Consider the following 18,318-nt stretch of genomic DNA (forward strand, 5'->3'; position numbering starts at 1 on the left):
TAATCTTCGACCATGTTAACGCTCTTAAATCATGCGTTACAATCAATGTTGCAATTAAATTGCTATTCACTGTAAACCTGATGACACTTTTACGACTTTGTAAGCTTCAAAGCGTGCCGGGTTGGCCTTAAAAACTTTACTAACCTGCTGGCTCAGCCTATGATCGGGCAAATTCAGTAGTGGGAAAGAGCAATGACAAGTAAACAGACCTTAACAATCACTCGTCCGGACGACTGGCATGTACATCTGCGTGATGGTGCGGTACTCGTTGACACTGTGCGCGACATCAGTCGCTATATGGGGCGTGCTATCATCATGCCTAACCTGGTGCCACCGGCGACTTGTACGCAAAGTGCACTGGCTTATCGGGAGCGTATCCTCGCAGCACAGCCGAAAGCGCAATTTGAGCCGCTGATGGTATTGTACCTGACTGATAATACCAGTGCTGAAGAGATCCGAACTGCAAAAGCCAGCGGACACATAGTTGCCGCAAAGCTTTACCCTGCAGGTGCGACCACCAACTCAGACTCAGGTGTGACTGACGTTGAAAATATTTACCCTATTCTTGAAGTGATGCAGGAAGTAGGAATGTTACTACTTGTGCACGGTGAAGTGACGGACTCTTCGATTGATATTTTCGATCGTGAAAAAGTGTTTATCGACACTAAACTTAAAAAAGTCGTCGATGCGTTTCCCAATCTGAAAATCGTGTTAGAACATATTACCACTCAGGATGCGGTCGAGTTTGTTGAATCGGCACCGGACAATGTCGCAGCGACAATTACTGCGCACCATTTGCTGTACAACCGTAATCATATGTTAGCTGGTGGCATCCGCCCTCACTACTACTGTTTACCAATACTAAAGCGCAATACACATCAGCAAGCGTTATTACGTGCCGCGACCAGTGGCAGTAAAAAGTTTTTCCTGGGCACGGATTCGGCGCCTCATGCCAAAGATAAAAAAGAAGCGGCGTGTGGATGTGCCGGCGCGTATACAGCCCATGCTGCCATTGAACTATACGCAGAAGCGTTCGAAGAGGCCGGTGCATTGGATAAGCTAGAGGGTTTTGCGAGTCACTTTGGACCGGATTTTTATGGTCTACCGCGCAATACAGATACCATCACATTGGAAAAAACCAGTTGGCAGGTTCCAGAGTCCTATCCTCTGGGCGATACTCAGGTCGTACCAATCAAGGCGGGTGCTAGCGTTGACTGGCAGGTTGTCGCTGAATAAACACTAGATCATTTATGATAAGGCAGCCGAGGCTGCCTTTTTAGTGCAAGTTGATGCCGTGCGATTTAAGTAAAAGTCAGGGATGCGTCGCTTTTTGTAAAACGGTGTTCAAGGCTTCATCCATTTTTGCGATAAAGTCAGCTTTAAATGGATATTTTCCTTCGTACCCTTTTAAGTAACCGATATGGGCACTGCGGCTCAGTACCACACGGTCTTCGACAAATGATTGTGCTGTTAAGCCTGGCAACTGGTCTTGCAGATCACTAATACCAATCAGAGTGGAGAGTCTGTCGTTAATGTAGCAGTCGATCCTTTTCTTAAATAGTTTGACGATGTTAGCGCGGGTATTCTTGTTTTCCCAAACAATAATATGTCCTGCTTTTCTTGCGCGTTTAAGCGCATCGTCGAGGATCAGAAAACCCGCATTTAAGCCAACATTAATTGGCGCAAGCTCGTCGTCACGCTGAGTGATATTTTGTAAAGTGACGCCAGGGTTACAAAACGCCACGACCTCTTCTTGTTTTAGGGGGACCGAGTAGGGCCAGATATAGGGGCGCGTGTCGAGATGGATATAAGGTGGCATCAAAGCGAATGCTTCACCATGTTCGAGCGCTGCGACACCTCTTTTCCAGGGAATGGGACGTAATTCAACCAGGTACTCCTCCTTGATGAGCTTCGCAGCTTCCAGGATGAGAGTAGGGTATATACCGACCAGTTTGCCATCCTGAACATAAGAGTAGGGGGGGTAGCTGTCATCTGCCAAAATTGTGACAGGTATCGGGCTTGCAGCACGCACAACGGCACTCGCAAAAAAGCAATATAACACCAGCAAGCGTAACACCTGCACATAACCAGAACACTTGCGATGCAGGCTCCTGCATTGCCTTGCCTTACCTACTTCCGACACAGCTGTCTTTCCAGCGGGAGATCTTATTTTAACTGTAGATAATATCTGTTCAGATGCCAGTATTGGGTTTGTATACAGAATTTATAATGCAAGCTGTACTAAGTGTAAGGTGGCGTAATGTCATCATTATGAAGGAACGATTACAATCTCATGCCCAGGAGATGGGTATTTCTTCTTCCCGAGATACGCACTGTAGCAAGATTCGACGTCAGGATACTCAGATAGGCACAGGCATGGCACACCTTTTATTAGCACAAACCAATGATCACATCCTTCTTAAAGCTCACCACCGTTTTGGTCGTGCAGAGAGTGGGGTCGACACTCAGGTGTTAGGGATTGAAATCTCACGTCACCATGCTGTAATTACCTGGACAGGTGAGCATTGGACGCTCAGAGACACCAGTAAAAACGGTGTGTTTGTGAACCAAGTTAAGATATTGCCAGATGCAGATATAGAACTGAACCTGGGTGATGTGATCACTTTTTCAGACTTGCACCCTTACAGCTTTATAGTGAGCTCTCTGGCACCGCCTGATTAAATAAGACTGGCGCTTTAAAGCGTACGACCCATGACGACAAATTGAATATCTGGGAACAAAATGCCCGCCTGGGGTGGTAGCAAAACATCAAAATGATGTGCCTGCATAGCTGCAATCCGTGACACCGGGCAATCTAACACAATAGTCCGACAGCCTAACTCTTTTGCCAGTATCAGGCGTGCTTTAATAAGGTGGGTAGCTAACCCTTGGTTTCGCCACTGTGTAGCGACGGCAAGCCTTCCCCAGGTTGCCAGTGGGGTGGGCAACTGATTGCTTAGTGGTTGGTAAAGTTGTTGCTCGGGTAAGTGTGCCAGATCAGTACAAAGATTCATTCTGGCTGTCGCGATGATATTACCCTGAGATTCTGCCAGCCAGATATATGCGTCACTATCTGCGCCCTCAAGCCAGGAATCGGGTGTTGTACAGTGACTGATGGTATGTCCTTGCTCGCGCCATATCATGCTGCGAAACTGGCCCAGTTTGAGTTTGTCTGTGCCGTTAAGCGTACCCGGCATGTAACAATGCAGCGAATAGGCTGGTAGCTGTGGTTGGGTGGAAGCCGTCATCATGGTCCTTTATTGAGAGCAATCGCTGCTCAATAGTAGTCCAAATTTTAGAAGGTGCTAGTTTTGTTCGAGGTTGAACAAAAAAGAAGGCAGAGGACAAGCAGGTGCTGAGCGCACCTGCGGTGGAAGCATTAACTATGATAGTTTTCGCAAGCTTCAAGTGTATTTTCAATTAAGCTGGCAACGGTCATGGGTCCAACACCGCCTGGTACAGGGGTAATAAAGCTCGCCCGCTGTGCAGCAACGTCATATTGTACATCGCCCACCAATTTGCCTGACTCCAGGCGGTTAATGCCAACATCAATGACCATGGCGCCTTCTTTAACCCACTCACCCGGAATAAACTCTGGCTTACCCACGGCAACAACTAATAGGTCTGCGCGTCTCACGTGTGCTTCCAGATCTTGGGTAAATTTATGACAAACAGTCGTCGTACACCCTGCCAGCAACAACTCCAATGACATTGGGCGGCCAACAATATTAGAGGCACCAACAACAACAGCATGCATACCTTTGTACCTGACACCGGTTGAGTCCAGTAACGTAATGATCCCTTTTGGAGTACACGGGCGTAGCGCTGGCATACGTTGCGCCAGTCGTCCGACATTATAAGGATGGAAACCATCAACATCTTTGTGAGGGTGGATACGTTCCAGCACTTTCTCGGCATCTAATCCGTCAGGCAATGGCAGCTGAACAAGGATACCATCAACATTGGGATCCTGGTTAAGCGTGTCCACCAACTCCAGTAATTGCGCTTCACTCGTGTCTGCGGGAAGATCATATGACTTAGATACGAAGCCTACTTCTTCACACGCTTTGCGCTTTGAGCCTACGTATACCTGGCTGGCGGGGTCCTGGCCAACGAGTACAACTGCGAGTCCTGGCGCTCTGAGCCCCTGATTGATCCGCGCTGCAACGCGGTTGGCTACGGTACTGCGAACTTGTTTCGCAATGACTTTACCGTCGATGATGTTTGCCGTCATGACTGACCTTTAAATTTAAGGGTTAATTACTTGAACGATTATAGAGTGTATTAAAGGGGGTACTCTATTATTGGGGTTCACTGAGTCATCTGTATCAGCGTGAGGGCTTGCTCAGGACTGAGTACCGAAAAACTTAGGAAGCCGCTACTATTTTCGCAAAAATCCCCCAAATAGCCAAGCTGGATCCGACACAGGGCAGCTTTATTATCTCAGTGTCAGGCAAAATTGCTGAAAAACCAGTCGTCTTGTTATATAAATTAAACGTTTTGCAGTAAAAATAGTCAGTTGGCATGATTTCTAAAAAAAATGTTTGACCTCTCTCAGGCAAATCACTATTATGCACCCCGTTGTCAACGAGGGGCTCGCAAGAGAAACTCCGAGAATAACGAAAATCGGCGATTAGCGCAGCTTGGTAGCGCACTTGGTTTGGGTCCAAGGGGTCGCAGGTTCAAATCCTGCATCGCCGACCACTTTTATTCCTTGCGGAATTGAAGTAATCAACGAAAGTTGGTGGTATGCACGAAGAAGCATTCTTTGCGCCGCGCCCGTAGCTCAGTCGGATAGAGCAACGGCCTTCTAAGCCGTCGGTCGAAGGTTCGAATCCTTCCGGGTGCGCCATTTTAAAATCCACATTGTAGTGGCGGCTGTAGCTCAGTTGGTAGAGCCCCGGATTGTGATTCCGGTTGTCGCGAGTTCAAGCCTCGTCAGTCGCCCCATCTACAAAACCTATATGTTCGGCGATTAGCGCAGCTTGGTAGCGCACTTGGTTTGGGTCCAAGGGGTCGCAGGTTCAAATCCTGCATCGCCGACCATCTTCAAAAAATTAAATTCGGCGATTAGCGCAGCTTGGTAGCGCACTTGGTTTGGGTCCAAGGGGTCGCAGGTTCAAATCCTGCATCGCCGACCATCTCTTCTTTTCTTTGTTTTATTCAAATCTTACTTTATCCCTTTATTTTGCCCCATGTAGCATCAATTATTTGCCGTGATTGCTCGACTCTCCCGTTTTATAGGTTATAATGCCGCGTCTATTATTTAACATAGCGCCCTGTCTGGGCAGGCAGCAAGTCTGACGGGGATCAGCACTGATTCTAAACATCAAATGTAGGGGTGTTTTTTGCGGTGGTTTACTCAATCGAGATTGAGTAAGTATGATGCTCTGCTGTCATCTGATCTGATAAAAAGTCGGCTTGTTTGTAAGGAAGGCGCGTAGTCGCCAAAAATGAAAATTGAGGTTATATCATGCAAGTTTCTGTTGAGACGACTCAAGGTCTTGAGCGCCGTCTGACTATCACAGTTCCAGCTGAGAACGTTGAGACTGAAGTAAAAAAACGCTTACAACAACTGGCTAAAACACAGCGTATCGACGGCTTCCGTCCGGGTAAAGTACCAGTATCTGTTATCAAAAAGCGTTACGGCGCCGCTGTAATGCAAGAAGTTGCTGGTGAACTGATGCAACGCAACTACATCGAGGCAATTGTTTCTGAAAAGATCAATCCTGCTGGCGCACCTACTTTTGCTCCTAAGTCACTGGAAGCGGGTAAGGACCTTGAATTTGATGCGACTTTTGAAGTTTATCCAGAAGTTGAACTGAAAGATCTTGAAAAGATTTCAGTTGAGAAGCCTGTTGTTGACGTAACAGAAGAAGATCTGGCTAACATGCTGGAAACTCTGCGCAAACAGCACGCAAGCTGGACTGAAAGCGATGCAGCTGCGGGTGAAAAAGACCGTGTAACAATCGACTTCCTGGGCACTGTTGAAGGTGAAGAATTCGAAGGCGGTAAAGCTGAAGACTTCCCACTTGAGCTAGGTCAAGGTCGCATGATCCCTGGTTTCGAAGATGGTATCATCGGTAAGAAAGCAGGCGAAGAAGTGGTTGCTGACGTGACTTTCCCTGAAGAGTACCACGCTGAAAACCTGAAAGGTAAAGCGGCTCAGTTCAAGATCACTGTGAAGAAAGTTGAAGTTCAGGAGCTGCCTGAGCTGACTGACGAATTCGCAACTAAGTTCGGTGTAGCTGAAGGTGGCGTTGACGCACTGAAAGAAGAAGTGAAGAAAAACATGACGCGTGAACTTGGTCAGGCTGTAAAAGCTCAGATCAAAGATCAAGCAATCAAAGGTCTGCTAGAGACTAACGAAGTTGACGTACCTAAAGCACTGATCGACCAAGAAATCGACGCGCTACGTCAGCAAGCTGCACAGCGTTTCGGTGGTGATGCTAAGAACATGCCTGAGCTTCCGGCTGAGCTGTTCCACGAGCAAGCAGTAACTCGTGTTAAAACGGGTCTTCTGCTAGGTGAAGTGATCAAAGCGAATGACATTAAAGTAGACGATGCAAAAGTTGAAGAGCTAATCGAGACTGTTGCTTCTGCTTATGAAGACCCAAGTGAAGTTGTTGCTTACTACAAAGGTAACGACCAACTAATGCAGCAAATGCGTAACGTTGCAATGGAAGAGCAGGCAGTAGATGCGATTCTGGCAGCTGCTCAGGTTGCTGATGTTGAAAAGTCTTTTGACGACATCATGAACCCACAACAGGCGGCTCAGTAAGCCCTTTTAATCTCGTCAAAGACGAAATTATTGACTTACTGTTAAGCTAACGTTTAAATGGCTCGTATTGCTCTGTGTTTTGCAGTGCTGCGAGCCATTTTTGTTTATTTGCTCAAAGCAACACGGTTGTGTGTATACTTTTGTTTATCATCGTCTCATGTATAAACTTATGTCTATAAACTCCCAGTCAATTGAGTAAACGAATATCGCTTGTCTTCCCGATGAGACAGACAGGTGGGCAGGTTTTGCAGTGCACTTCCCTGTTTATAAGGAATCTATAAAATGAATGACGGTATGTTTGATCCTCTAAACGCTTTAGTCCCGATGGTTGTTGAGCAAACAGCGAAAGGCGAGCGTTCGTATGACATTTATTCTCGTTTGCTTAAAGAGCGAATCATTTTCTTGACCGGTCAGGTTGAGGACCATATGGCAAACTTGATCGTTGCTCAGCTGCTGTTCTTGGAATCAGAAAGCCCCGAAAAAGACATCTACCTTTACATTAATTCACCGGGTGGCTCCGTCACTGCAGGTATGTCTATTTATGATACGATGAATTTTATTAAGCCAGATGTTAGTACTGTGTGTGTGGGGCAGGCTGCAAGTATGGGCGCATTTTTGCTGTCTGGTGGTGCGAAAGGCAAACGCTACTGCTTGCCAAATTCACGCGTGATGATCCACCAACCTCTCGGTGGTTTCCAGGGCCAGGCGTCCGACTTTGAAATCCACGCGAAAGAAATCCTGACGATCAAAGAAAAGCTCAATCGTCTGATGGCTGAACATACGGGTCAGCCATATGAAGTGGTTGCGAATGACACCGATCGTGACAACTTTATGAATGCAGAACAAGCCGTAGATTATGGCCTGGTTGATGCCGTTCACAGCAGCAGAAACATCAAGTAATCTATTTGGGCCAGAGGCATTGTGAGATTCGTTAGATAAATGCACCTGGCCCGGCTATGCTAAAGGCAAATTTCTTTGGTATAGTTAAAATATGTATTGTGTTATCTAAGTAGATAACTGACCAAATTTAAGAGGTAGCTGAATGTCAGACACTCCTACAGACGGCGACAAGAATAGTAAGCTCTTATACTGCTCATTTTGTGGTAAGAGCCAACATGAAGTACGCAAGTTGATCGCTGGTCCGTCAGTGTACATTTGTGATGAATGCGTCGAACTGTGTAACGACATCATTAGAGAAGAAATCAAGGATATAGCGCCGCAACATGATTCGTCTGATAAATTGCCGGTACCAAGAGAGATCCGAAATCACCTTGATGATTATGTAATCGGTCAGGAGCATGCTAAAAAAGTGCTGTCGGTTGCAGTGTACAACCATTACAAGCGTCTGAAAAATCAGGGGCTGAAAGGCGATGTTGAGCTGGGCAAAAGTAACATTTTGCTGATCGGTCCAACGGGGAGTGGTAAGACCCTCCTTGCCGAAACGCTGGCACGCTTGCTGGATGTGCCCTTCACAATGGCAGATGCTACCACGTTGACCGAAGCAGGCTATGTGGGTGAGGATGTCGAAAATATTATCCAGAAGCTCTTACAGAAGTGTGACTACGACGTAGAAAAAGCACAGCGCGGTATTGTCTATATCGACGAAATCGACAAAATTTCGCGTAAATCAGATAATCCGTCAATCACACGGGATGTATCTGGTGAAGGGGTGCAACAAGCACTACTAAAACTGATTGAAGGCACTGTTGCATCGGTTCCGCCTCAAGGTGGACGTAAGCATCCGCAGCAAGAGTTTTTGCAGGTTGATACATCAAAAATCTTGTTTATCTGCGGTGGTGCATTTGCTGGTTTAGACAAAGTGATCGAGCAGCGTAGCCACACTAACACTGGGATCGGATTTGGTGCACAGGTTAAATCGTCGGACAGTGCACGTTCGCTGAGCGAAACCTTCAAAGATGTTGAGCCAGAAGACTTGGTCAAATATGGCCTCATACCTGAATTCATTGGCCGTTTACCTGTGGTAGCTACTTTAGCTGAGCTGGATGAAGACGCGTTGATCCAAATCCTCAATGAACCTAAGAATGCATTAACCAAACAGTATGGTGCGTTGTTCAAAATGGAAGGGGTTGAGCTTGAGTTCCGTGAAGATGCGCTCAAAGCGATTGCTCATAAGGCGATGGAAAGAAAAACGGGTGCCCGTGGATTACGTTCCATTGTGGAAGGCGTACTGCTGGATACCATGTATGAGCTACCCTCGATAGAAGACGTGAGTAAAGTTGTGGTAGACGAAACCGTTATTAAAGGTGAGTCCGACCCGATTTTAATATACGAAAATAACAATCAGGATAAAGCAGCGTCGGAATAACGGCCTCGTTTTATCGCAAAAGGAGCCTCTGGCTCCTTTTTTTGTCTACAGTTTGGTAGTAGCAGCAATCTATAATGCCAATTTCACTTAATACCTGTTCAATTTGACGGAGCAAATATGACGCTAACAGCGTTAAAAATTTCTCATTTAGAACAACTAAATAGCAAAATTTTTGCCTTGTTATCGAGCCTGTTTTCTCGCCTCAAAATAGAACACTTAATTAAGCAAATTGGTATAAACTCAAACTAGAAATCGATACGGGTTGGTAGATAGGTTGAACTTTTTGAAGACAATCCCCATATACCACCCTAATCCTTGAAATTAATGAAGTGCGAAGAGAATATAATGACGCTTGAGAGAATGGATCGAGTCGAAATACCCGTATTGGCACTGCGTGATGTGGTCGTATACCCTCATATGGTGATCCCGCTATTTGTAGGCAGAGAAAAATCAATAAAATGCCTTGAAGCTGCGATGGAAAATGACAAGCAAATTTTTTTAGTGGCGCAAAAAGAGGCATCTATTGATGATCCTGACACTGATGATATTTATCAGGTCGGTACTGTCGCCACGGTATTGCAATTACTAAAGTTGCCTGACGGTACGGTCAAAGTACTGGTAGAAGGCACTCAGCGAGCGAAAATTGAAAAGTTTCTGGTCACTGACGATTACTTTTTAGCTGAAGCACAGTTTATTGCCTCCGAAAACATTGAAGGCCCAGAGCAGGATATCTTTATTCGCAGTGCCATTAGTCAGTTTGAAGGGTATGTAAAGCTCAATAAGAAAATCCCGCCAGAAGTACTGACTTCCGTTTCTGGTATTGATGAAACGGCGCGCCTTGCTGACACTATGGCGGCACACATGCCGATTAAAGTGCCGGAGAAACAAAAAGTACTGGAGCTTTACAACGTCACAGATCGCCTGGAGTATCTGATGGCCTTGATGGAAGGTGAGATAGATCTGCTTCAGGTTGAGAAGAAAATCCGTTCACGTGTCAAAAAGCAGATGGAAAAGTCTCAACGTGAGTACTATCTCAATGAACAAATGAAAGCCATCCAGAAAGAGCTGGGTGAGCTGGATGATGTGCCAGACGAATTTGAAGCACTGAAAAAACGCATCAGCGAAGCTCAGATGCCCAAAGAAGCCGAAGAAAAAGCGACCTCTGAGCTGAACAAGCTTAAGATGATGTCGCCGATGTCGGCAGAGGCGACTGTGGTACGCTCCTACATAGATACCTTGATAGGTGTCCCTTGGAAGAAACGCTCTAAGGTCAAAAAAGATCTTGCGAATGCGCAAAAAATCCTTGATGCAGACCACTATGGACTTGAGAAAGTCAAAGATCGCATTATTGAGTATCTAGCGGTTCAGCAGCGCACCAACAAGCTGAAAGGGCCTATTTTGTGTTTAGTAGGTCCTCCAGGGGTAGGTAAAACTAGTTTAGGACAATCTATTGCACGTTCAACAGGTCGTAAGTATGTACGTATGGCACTGGGTGGTGTGCGTGATGAAGCAGAGATCCGTGGCCACCGACGCACCTACATTGGTTCTATGCCAGGCAAGCTGATCCAGAGCATGACCAAAGTGGGTGTGAAGAATCCACTGTTCTTACTGGATGAAATCGACAAAATGTCTTCAGATATGCGTGGCGACCCGGCTTCAGCATTGCTCGAAGTCCTGGATCCGGAACAAAACAGCAGCTTTGCCGACCATTATCTGGAAGTAGAGTATGATCTGTCTGACGTAATGTTTGTGGCCACCTCTAACAGCTTCAACATTCCAGGCCCTTTGCTTGACAGGATGGAGGTGATCCGTCTTTCTGGCTATACCGAAGATGAAAAACTCAACATTTCTAAACAGCACCTCATTCCGAAACAAATTAAACGTAACGGCTTGAAGGAGCATGAGATCGAGATTGAAGATAGTGCCATTATTGATACTATCCGCTACTACACACGCGAAGCGGGTGTGCGTAACCTTGAGCGTGAGTTATCAAAACTGTGCCGTAAAGCAGTTAAGAGCATTTTGCTAAGTAAATCTAAAGACAAGGTAGTGATCAATGCCGACAATCTCGAAAGCTATCTGGGTGTGCAGCGCTTCGATTACGGTAAGGCAGAAGATGGTGACCGTGTTGGCTTGGTAACTGGTCTGGCGTGGACTGAAGTGGGCGGAGATTTGCTGACCATAGAGTGTGCAGCAGTGCCGGGTAAAGGTAAGCTTGCTTACACAGGTTCACTGGGTGATGTTATGCAGGAGTCGATTCAGGCTGCAACGACGGTCGTACGCAATCGTGCAGACAAGCTCAGAATTAATGACGATTTCTACGAGAAGCGTGATATCCATGTGCATGTGCCAGAAGGGGCGACGCCCAAAGACGGTCCAAGTGCCGGTATTGCAATGGTAACAGCCCTGGTCTCAAGCTTGACTGGCAACCCTGTGCGCAGCGATGTGGCTATGACGGGCGAGATTACGTTACGTGGTGAAGTTTTGCCAATTGGTGGACTAAAAGAAAAACTGTTGGCAGCACACCGAGGCGGCATCAAAACAGTTGTTATCCCTAAAAAGAATGAGCGCGATCTTAAAGAGATCCCGCAGAATGTTCTGGAAGGTCTTGAAATCCATCCGGTGAGCTGGATTGATGACGTTTTATCGCTGGCACTTGCTCATCCGGTAGACAGTTTTACCATTGAGTCGCAAAAGTCGGCCGGGTAAAGCAGAAAAAGTACATAAAAGTGCGTAAAAAGGGTTTTCAAATCTAAATGGTATGCTAACGTAAGCACTGTATTTAGCCTGGTAGCTCACAAACCCCCGTAGTTACTAGGCTTTGAGACATTAGATGAAATAGAGAATCGTCAGATTTCTCTGAGTTAACTACAAAAGTGATGTTAGTGGTAAGCCCTCATCGCTCTTGATAATAACAATGTAAGAGGATGATATTGTGAATAAATCTCAATTAATCGATCAAATCGCAGCTGATGCTGATATTTCTAAAGCGGCTGCTGGTCGTGCTCTGGATTCATTCATTGAGTCAGTAACTGGTGCGCTAAAAGACGGTGACTCAGTTGCCTTAGTTGGTTTTGGTACTTTCTCAGTACGCGAGCGTGCAGCACGTACTGGTCGTAACCCGCAAACTGGCGCGGCAATCGAAATCGCTGCAGCTAACATCCCATCTTTCAAAGCCGGTAAAGCTCTGAAAGACGCGGTAAACTAAGCAGATTCAGCTCAATCTGCCGAACTACCTATGTTAAGATAGTGTAATTAGGCGAGATAAGCTTCAAGATAAAAAGCGTATCTGTTAAGATACGCTTTTTTTATACCATCTGGATGATGCCGTATATTGGCTTGTTCCAATCTGGACTGAGCTAATCATATAGAAGTGCAAGTGGCCTGCTTACAGGTCGTATAAATACGCTTGCAATCGCAGCACTTATCCATATAAATAGGTACAGAGACAAGACAGGTGCTGATGTGACACGCACAACAGGCCTGGATATGCGATAAACCCAAAGTACTGAACATGCTTTGACTTAGATAAGAGATAGAATAAATGCTAGAAAAGATTAGAGAAGGCTCACAAGGCCTGGCAGCCAAAATTATTCTTGGTGTAGTGATCTTGTCTTTTGCGTTGGCAGGGATCGGTGGTTACCTAGGTCAAACCACAGAGCAGGCCGTAGCAGAAGTCAATGGGGTTAAGATCACACAAATGGAATTCTCACGTGCCTTTGAAAACGAGCGTGCACGTCTGGAGCGTCAGTTTGGTGAGTATTTTACGCAAATCTCTGCTGATCCGGCATACATGGCTCAGGTCCGCAGTGGGGTCGTTGACCGTCTGGTACAACAAGAATTACAAAACCAGTTGGCGATTGAGCTGGGACTCAGAGTCAGCGATGATCAAGTCAAGCAGGCAATTTTTGAACTGCCTTACTTCCAGCTTGGTGGTGAGTTCAGCAACGACAGATACCTGCAATTGATCCGTCAGATGAACTTCCAACCAGATTCATTCCGCGAATACATGCGTGAAGAAATGACCCGTAATCAACTGGTTTCAGCTGTGGCAGGGTCTGATTTTGTGCTGGACAACGAACTCAAGCAAACCTTAGCTTTGCAACAGCAGACTCGGGACATTGATTACTTGACGCTGAGCAAAGACACGGTGAAGCAGGACGTTGCTGTCACTGAGGAAGAGATTTCTGACTACTATCAGCTCAATCAGGAGCAGTTTCAGGCCCCTGAGCAGATTGCACTGCAGTATCTTGAGCTAAAGTCAGGCGATATTACATTGGAAAAGCCAATCTCTGACGAAGAGGTACGTGCCTACTATGAAGAAAATCAGGCACAATATCTGGAAGAAGAACGTCGTCGTGTGGCACACATTCTAATTGAGAGTGCAGAAGATGCAGATGCGGCGAAACAAAAAGCGGAGTCTCTTTACCAGCAGTTGCAAGGTGGAAAAGACTTTGCGGAGCTTGCATCAACCGAGTCTGATGATATTGCGTCTGCCGAAGTGGGCGGTGATCTGGACTGGATTGAGCGTGATATGATGGAACCAGAGTTTGAAGAGGCGGCATTTGCACTGGCAAATGTCGGTGATATCTCTTCGGTAGTCGAAACTGAATTTGGTTTCCATATCATTAAGCTGACGGACCTTCAGGCGCAGCAGTCTAAAGCATTTGAAGATGTTGCGGCGGACTTGCGTGCTGAGTTGGAAAGCACCGCTAAGGCAAATGCCTTTTATGAAAAGCAATCTCAGATCGCTGAAATCGCTTTTGAAGTCGCGGACTCTCTTGAAGATGCAGCCGCTGTCGCAGACATTGAGCTTAAAAGCACAGAACTGGTATCGCGCATGGCCTTGCCTGCACCGCTTAACGACCCGGCAATTGCCAATGCTATTTTTACGCCTGAGCTGATCGAAGACCGAGTGAACTCAGAAGTATTAGAAGCGGGTAATGAGCACATTGTTGTGGTGCGTGTGCTGGATCACAAGCCTGCAACAGTTAAACCGCTGGAAGAAGTGACTGCACAGATCAAAATGCGTCTTGAGAATGAAAAGGCTTCTGAGCTTATCAAAGAGAAAGCAAAAACGTTATTTGCACAGCTGGAAGGCGGCAAAGCGCTGAGTGATATTGCTGCTGCGGCGTCTGTTGAAGTGAAAAGCGAAGTGGCATTGAAGCGACAAAGCTTTACAGTTGCCCCTGAGATTGTCCAGCAGGCGTTTAAACTGGCGCACCCTGAGGCAGATCAGACACCGCCAGCGTTAGTTGAGCTAAATAGCGGTGACGCGGCACTGTTGGTACTGAAGGGCGTAACGACCACGGAAGTAACGGGTGATGTTGAGCCACAACAGAAGCAGAACATTACTATGTCTGTCGTGAATAAGAACTTCCTGGCATTATTAAATGCGCTGGAGTCTGACGCGGATGTGGTTCGCCCAACGCTTCAGTTCAGCGACGAAGTTCAATAATATAAAGTAATATTGGATAAAAAACGCCGGCATTGTCCGGCATTGTCCGGCGTTTTTTTACGTTTGAATAATGCGTTAGTTGGTTTAAACTGCCAGAAGCTTTTGCATGACTTTAGATTTGGGAGCGCGAAAGATGGACTCGCTCTGGCCATACTCTACGCTTTTGCCCCGACTCAAGACGAGCAATTTGTCACTCATATGGCGCACCAGACTCAGATGATGGGTGATCAAAATGTAGCTGAGTCCGGAATCACGTTGTAACTCCAGCAGCAGGTTGACGGTTTGAGCACGTACTGAGGGATCGAGTGAAGACAGCGCTTCATCCAGCACCACGACTTTAGGATCCAGAATCAACGCTCGGGCGAGTGCGACCCGCTGTAATTGTCCGCCACTGAACATATGTGGATAATAATCATAGTGCTCGGAGAGCAGTCCGACACGAGACAGGGTGGCGACTATTTTTTTATCACGCTGGTGTTTGGTCAGCTGGGTATTTAATCTCAGACAGTCGTCCAGCATATCGCCTATGGTCAGGCCCGGGTTGAGTGAGCGAGTAGGGTCCTGAAAGATAAGACGAATATGACGGCAGTCATGGTTTTGGTGACCATTATCTTCAATCATCTCACCATTAAGTAAGATCTGCCCAGAGTCGGCGTGTTCGGCACCAGCCAAAACGCGGGCCAGAGTACTTTTTCCGGACCCCGTTTCCCCAATAACCGCCAGCGTTTCACCGGGAGCAACGGCGAAGGAAACGTCTTTAAGTACTTTGACGCGCTTTCTACGGAACAGGCCTGCGCGCGTGTTAAAAGTCTTATTCAGTGACTGCACTTTTAACACGGGTTGCATTTTTTCTTCTCCTGAAGCAACGGAAAGTGGCAGGCATAGGCATGACCGTGCGACTTGACCTGATCCGGTGTAACGACACACTCACGCTGTGCTTGCGGGCAACGAGGGCCCAGCCGGCAACCAATAGGTAAGTGCTGTAGTGGTGGTATAGTGCCTTTAAGTGCAAAGAATGATGCTTTGTGGCCAATACCGTGCGCATAGTCAGGCAGTGATTTCACCAGCGCTTGTGTATAGGGGTGATAGGGGTGACAAAATACTTTCGTTGTGGGTCCCGCTTCGACCATCTGGCCACAATAAAGTACATGCATGGCATGAGACCAGTCAGCGATTTCCTCCAGCTCATGGGTGATCATCAAAATTGACATATTTTTAAGCTGGTTGAGGCTTTTCAATAAACGGAAAACCTGCGCCCGGGTCGTGGTTTCGAGTGCTGTAGTCGGCTCGTCTGCAATCAAAAGCTTAGGACTTCTGGCAATGGCCATGGCAATCATCACCTTCTGACAGACACCTTCTGAAAGCTCATGAGGGTAGCTGCTCGACACACGACGGTGATCCCGGATCCCGACTTTGTGCAGCAAGGCTTTTACTTTTTCTTTGCGTTCATTGCGGCGACTAAAAAAGCCGCCTTTAAAACAGGTATCGGGCAGTGACTCTGCCACCTGTTCAAAAATTTTGGCGGTCGGATCCAGACTGCGGCTTGGCTCCTGATAGATCATGGCAATATCCCGGCTCACCAGCTTACGGCGTTTTTCCGGACTCAGGCGCATCAGATCTACCCCTTGCCAGTGCATTCGGTCAGCGGTGATGCGCCAGCGATTATTTAAAACCCCAACGATGGCTTTTGCTATCAAACTCTTGCCAGAGCCAGATTCGCCCACCAGGGCGTGTACTTCACCCTCTTTAAGACTCAGGCTGACCCGATCAACGGCGCGGATAACACCATTGTCTGTGGGGAGTTCTATGGTGAGGTTTTTGATATCAAGTAATTGCATTAGTCTGCCTTTCTCGCCTGCAGTGCGTCGCGTAGCCCGTCACCGACAAGGTTAGTCGCAAGCACGGATAAAAACAACAGCGCGCCGGGTAAGCCTACGGTCCAGGGGGCGAGATAAATCAACCCCAGGTTTTCCGCCAACATTGCTCCCCACTCAGTGGTAGGCGGTTGAGCTCCGAGCTTTAAAAAGCCCAGGGCCGCGATATCCAGAATCGCAGTCGACAGTGCCAAAGTGAAAATAACCACGATATGTTCATAAATATTAGGTAAGACACCACGAATGATTAATTGCCAGCGGCTTGCGCCATCCAGTCTGAAGGCACTGATGTAATCTTTATTAAGTTCTTCAACCACCAGGTTACGAATTGAATGAATATATTGAGGGAGTAGTGCGAAAATAATCGCCCACACGGTGTTAAAGAGACCGGGGCCCAAGATGGCAATAATGATGATGGCCAGCAATAGGGATGGAATGGCCAGAGTGATATCCAGCAGGTGATTGAGCAAGCTAGACTTAAAGCCCTGACTACAACCAGCTAGCGTGCCCAGCACAACGCCTAACAAAGTGGTTAGCAGTGCTGCTACGATGGACAAGCCAAAGGTATAAGTGGCCCCGCGCATCAGGCGAGATAAGACGTCACGGCCTAAATCATCAGTCCCCAGAATAAAGTTAACATTGCCCTCATCATGCCACGAAGGGGGGAGCAATAAGGCATCGGCATGCTGCTGATCAATACCATATGGGGCTAACAATGGTGCTAACAGGGCTAACAGTGTCAACGCAATAAATAGCCACAGACCAACCAGTGCCGGGTGGTTTGCTTTAAACTTGCGCCACAGCCGGGATAGCGGAGAGCGGTTAGACTCTTCTGTAAAGAGATTAAACTTTGCCATGGGCCTGGTTCCTGGCTAGCGGGTCAAGGAGGGTGTGGATCACATCTGCCAGCATATTAGCGAAAATAACAAAAAAGGAGACTGCCAGCAGACCGCCTTGAATAGCCGGATAGTCGCGCTGATAAATACTCTCAATCATCCAGCGACCGATCCCCGGCCAGGAAAAAATGACTTCTGTCACCATGGCCAGCGTGATCAGCGTACTAAATTGCAGCCCTATCTGTTTTATCACCGGTAGCAATGCATTACGTAGAGCATGATCAAGGATCAACTGCCGACGGTTAAGACCTTTGGCTCTCGCCGTTTTAATATAGTTTTGTTCCAGTACGGTTAGCATGGAGTCCCGGGTAAAGCGAACGAGCACTGTGGTAGGGTACATAGCTAATACTACCGTCGGTAGCGTCAGGTGATGCAGTGCATCTGCAAAGGCCTGGCCACCATAAGGGAAGTCATGCAACCAGATATCCAATAAAATAAAATTCGTGACGGGCGGAATTTCGTAGAGCAGACCGATACGACCCGACATAGGAAACCAGCCAAAACTGAGACAAAAAATCATGATCAGTAACAGTGCCAGCCAGAAGACCGGTATTGAAAAGCCGAGTAAGGTCAGTGAACTGATCACTTTATCTGGCCACTTGTTGTGATAAGCACTGGCAATCACGCCGGCTGGGATGCCAAGGCACAGTGCGACAATCAGTGCATAGACACAAAGTTCTATGGTGGCCGGAAACAGCTGTTTTACATGGCCGAATACTTCCTGACCAGAAGATAAAGATAATCCCCAGTCCCCCTGAAAGAGGCGGATCAGAAAGGCTTGATACTGGACCAGAAGGCTGTCATCGATATGGTATTTCTGCTGTAAAATTTGTGTCTGGCTGAAGTTTGCATTCAGTTCACCACTGAAGTTGGTCAGCAGATCTCCCGGGAACAGATAATTCAGCGCAAAGGTAAATGCGGTGAGTGCAAACAGCATAAATAGCAGCAGGCTGAGGCGACGAAATAAAAAATCTGCAAACATA

15 protein-coding genes and 5 tRNA genes are annotated in these 18,318 nt (G+C 47.0%); 13 read left to right on the plus strand and 7 right to left on the minus strand.

Annotated features, from left to right (window positions below; all coding sequences use genetic code 11):
* The first annotated feature begins 192 nt into the window (after positions 1-192).
* Positions 193-1,236: a dihydroorotase gene (gene pyrC, locus ACXAH1_RS14690; RefSeq protein ID WP_475197655.1), complete on the plus strand. Its 1,044-nt coding sequence runs from the start codon at positions 193-195 to the stop codon at positions 1,234-1,236.
* 76 nt (positions 1,237-1,312) lie between these two features.
* Here pyrC and ACXAH1_RS14695 read toward each other — a convergent pair whose 3' ends face one another.
* Entirely contained in the window at positions 1,313-2,143 is an 831-nt protein-coding gene (locus tag ACXAH1_RS14695) for a substrate-binding periplasmic protein (RefSeq protein ID WP_475197657.1), read from the minus strand.
* A 128-nt stretch (positions 2,144-2,271) separates the two neighbouring features.
* Between ACXAH1_RS14695 and ACXAH1_RS14700 the strand changes: the two genes are divergently transcribed.
* Positions 2,272-2,682, plus strand: a complete 411-nt coding sequence (locus ACXAH1_RS14700) for an FHA domain-containing protein (protein ID WP_475197658.1) — start codon at positions 2,272-2,274, stop codon at positions 2,680-2,682.
* Positions 2,683-2,696: 14 nt separating this feature from the next.
* On the opposite strand, the gene ACXAH1_RS14705 is transcribed toward ACXAH1_RS14700, so the two are convergent.
* Both ACXAH1_RS14705 and folD read right to left on the minus strand, forming a co-directional pair.
* A complete protein-coding gene (locus ACXAH1_RS14705; RefSeq protein ID WP_475197660.1) occupies positions 2,697-3,248 on the minus strand; it encodes a GNAT family N-acetyltransferase in 552 nt (183 codons plus the stop codon).
* Positions 3,249-3,379: 131 nt separating this feature from the next.
* Positions 3,380-4,234 carry a bifunctional methylenetetrahydrofolate dehydrogenase/methenyltetrahydrofolate cyclohydrolase FolD gene (gene folD / locus ACXAH1_RS14710; protein ID WP_253050609.1) on the minus strand — a complete coding sequence of 285 codons (855 nt, stop codon included), beginning with the start codon at positions 4,232-4,234 and terminating at the stop codon, positions 3,380-3,382.
* A 393-nt stretch (positions 4,235-4,627) separates the two neighbouring features.
* On the opposite strand from folD, the gene ACXAH1_RS14715 reads away from it, so the two are divergent.
* The 11 genes from ACXAH1_RS14715 to ACXAH1_RS14765 all read left to right on the plus strand — a co-directional run bounded on the left by ACXAH1_RS14715 (position 4,628) and on the right by ACXAH1_RS14765 (position 14,565).
* A tRNA-Pro gene (locus ACXAH1_RS14715) sits at positions 4,628-4,704 on the plus strand.
* 71 nt (positions 4,705-4,775) lie between these two features.
* Positions 4,776-4,852: transfer RNA gene (locus ACXAH1_RS14720), tRNA-Arg, on the plus strand.
* 22 nt (positions 4,853-4,874) lie between these two features.
* Positions 4,875-4,950, plus strand: a tRNA-His gene (locus tag ACXAH1_RS14725).
* Between the two features lie 19 nt (positions 4,951-4,969).
* A tRNA-Pro gene (locus ACXAH1_RS14730) sits at positions 4,970-5,046 on the plus strand.
* An 18-nt stretch (positions 5,047-5,064) separates the two neighbouring features.
* Positions 5,065-5,141: transfer RNA gene (locus tag ACXAH1_RS14735), tRNA-Pro, on the plus strand.
* 332 nt (positions 5,142-5,473) lie between these two features.
* On the plus strand, positions 5,474-6,781 hold the full coding sequence (gene tig / locus ACXAH1_RS14740; protein WP_475197663.1) for a trigger factor: 1,308 nt from the start codon (positions 5,474-5,476) through the stop codon (positions 6,779-6,781).
* 282 nt (positions 6,782-7,063) lie between these two features.
* Entirely contained in the window at positions 7,064-7,681 is a 618-nt protein-coding gene (clpP, locus tag ACXAH1_RS14745; protein ID WP_054017318.1) for an ATP-dependent Clp endopeptidase proteolytic subunit ClpP, read from the plus strand.
* 142 nt (positions 7,682-7,823) lie between these two features.
* Complete coding sequence (clpX, locus tag ACXAH1_RS14750) at positions 7,824-9,107, plus strand: ATP-dependent protease ATP-binding subunit ClpX (protein ID WP_138551566.1); 1,284 nt, start codon at positions 7,824-7,826, stop codon at positions 9,105-9,107.
* A gap of 345 nt (positions 9,108-9,452) precedes the next feature.
* Complete coding sequence (gene lon, locus ACXAH1_RS14755) at positions 9,453-11,816, plus strand: endopeptidase La (RefSeq protein WP_253050613.1); 2,364 nt, start codon at positions 9,453-9,455, stop codon at positions 11,814-11,816.
* A gap of 226 nt (positions 11,817-12,042) precedes the next feature.
* The gene (gene hupB / locus ACXAH1_RS14760) at positions 12,043-12,315 is read left to right on the plus strand and encodes a nucleoid-associated protein HU-beta (RefSeq protein WP_010386462.1); all 273 of its coding nucleotides are present in this window, start codon (positions 12,043-12,045) and stop codon (positions 12,313-12,315) included.
* Between the two features lie 336 nt (positions 12,316-12,651).
* Positions 12,652-14,565 carry a SurA N-terminal domain-containing protein gene (locus ACXAH1_RS14765; RefSeq protein WP_475197665.1) on the plus strand — a complete coding sequence of 638 codons (1,914 nt, stop codon included), beginning with the start codon at positions 12,652-12,654 and terminating at the stop codon, positions 14,563-14,565.
* 84 nt (positions 14,566-14,649) lie between these two features.
* On the opposite strand, the gene ACXAH1_RS14770 is transcribed toward ACXAH1_RS14765, so the two are convergent.
* Genes ACXAH1_RS14770 through ACXAH1_RS14785 form a run of 4 tightly spaced genes read right to left on the minus strand, consistent with a single transcriptional unit; the run spans position 14,650 to position 18,317 of the window.
* Positions 14,650-15,411, minus strand: coding sequence for an ATP-binding cassette domain-containing protein (locus ACXAH1_RS14770; protein ID WP_253050617.1), 762 nt, complete (start codon positions 15,409-15,411; stop codon positions 14,650-14,652).
* Positions 15,396-16,403: a peptide ABC transporter ATP-binding protein gene (locus tag ACXAH1_RS14775; protein ID WP_253050619.1), complete on the minus strand. Its 1,008-nt coding sequence runs from the start codon at positions 16,401-16,403 to the stop codon at positions 15,396-15,398. The genes ACXAH1_RS14770 and ACXAH1_RS14775 overlap by 16 nt, the downstream gene beginning before the upstream one ends.
* Positions 16,403-17,296 carry an ABC transporter permease subunit gene (locus ACXAH1_RS14780; protein ID WP_253050621.1) on the minus strand — a complete coding sequence of 298 codons (894 nt, stop codon included), beginning with the start codon at positions 17,294-17,296 and terminating at the stop codon, positions 16,403-16,405. The genes ACXAH1_RS14775 and ACXAH1_RS14780 overlap by 1 nt, the downstream gene beginning before the upstream one ends.
* Positions 17,283-18,317 (minus strand): ABC transporter permease, encoded by a 1,035-nt coding sequence (locus tag ACXAH1_RS14785; RefSeq protein ID WP_475197669.1) that lies wholly within the window; start codon positions 18,315-18,317, stop codon positions 17,283-17,285. Before ACXAH1_RS14785 ends, ACXAH1_RS14780 begins: the two co-directional genes overlap by 14 nt.
* Position 18,318: the final 1 nt, after the last annotated feature.

Source organism: Pseudoalteromonas sp. AWH4_217 (assembly GCF_056161105.1).

Bases quoted from the DNA above. Each gene is read 5' to 3' on its own strand.
- pyrC (WP_475197655.1), top strand. From the start codon at position 193: ATGACAAGTAAACAGACCTTAACAATCACTCGTCCGGACGACTGGCAT.
- ACXAH1_RS14700 (WP_475197658.1), top strand. From the start codon at position 2,272: ATGAAGGAACGATTACAATCTCATGCCCAGGAGATGGGTATTTCTTCT.
- ACXAH1_RS14705 (WP_475197660.1), bottom strand. From the start codon at position 3,248: ATGACGGCTTCCACCCAACCACAGCTACCAGCCTATTCGCTGCATTGT.
- folD (WP_253050609.1), bottom strand. From the start codon at position 4,234: ATGACGGCAAACATCATCGACGGTAAAGTCATTGCGAAACAAGTTCGC.
- tig (WP_475197663.1), top strand. From the start codon at position 5,474: ATGCAAGTTTCTGTTGAGACGACTCAAGGTCTTGAGCGCCGTCTGACT.
- clpP (WP_054017318.1), top strand. From the start codon at position 7,064: ATGAATGACGGTATGTTTGATCCTCTAAACGCTTTAGTCCCGATGGTT.
- clpX (WP_138551566.1), top strand. From the start codon at position 7,824: ATGTCAGACACTCCTACAGACGGCGACAAGAATAGTAAGCTCTTATAC.
- lon (WP_253050613.1), top strand. From the start codon at position 9,453: ATGACGCTTGAGAGAATGGATCGAGTCGAAATACCCGTATTGGCACTG.
- ACXAH1_RS14765 (WP_475197665.1), top strand. From the start codon at position 12,652: ATGCTAGAAAAGATTAGAGAAGGCTCACAAGGCCTGGCAGCCAAAATT.
- ACXAH1_RS14770 (WP_253050617.1), bottom strand. From the start codon at position 15,411: ATGCAACCCGTGTTAAAAGTGCAGTCACTGAATAAGACTTTTAACACG.
- ACXAH1_RS14775 (WP_253050619.1), bottom strand. From the start codon at position 16,403: ATGCAATTACTTGATATCAAAAACCTCACCATAGAACTCCCCACAGAC.
- ACXAH1_RS14780 (WP_253050621.1), bottom strand. From the start codon at position 17,296: ATGGCAAAGTTTAATCTCTTTACAGAAGAGTCTAACCGCTCTCCGCTA.
- ACXAH1_RS14785 (WP_475197669.1), bottom strand. From the start codon at position 18,317: ATGTTTGCAGATTTTTTATTTCGTCGCCTCAGCCTGCTGCTATTTATG.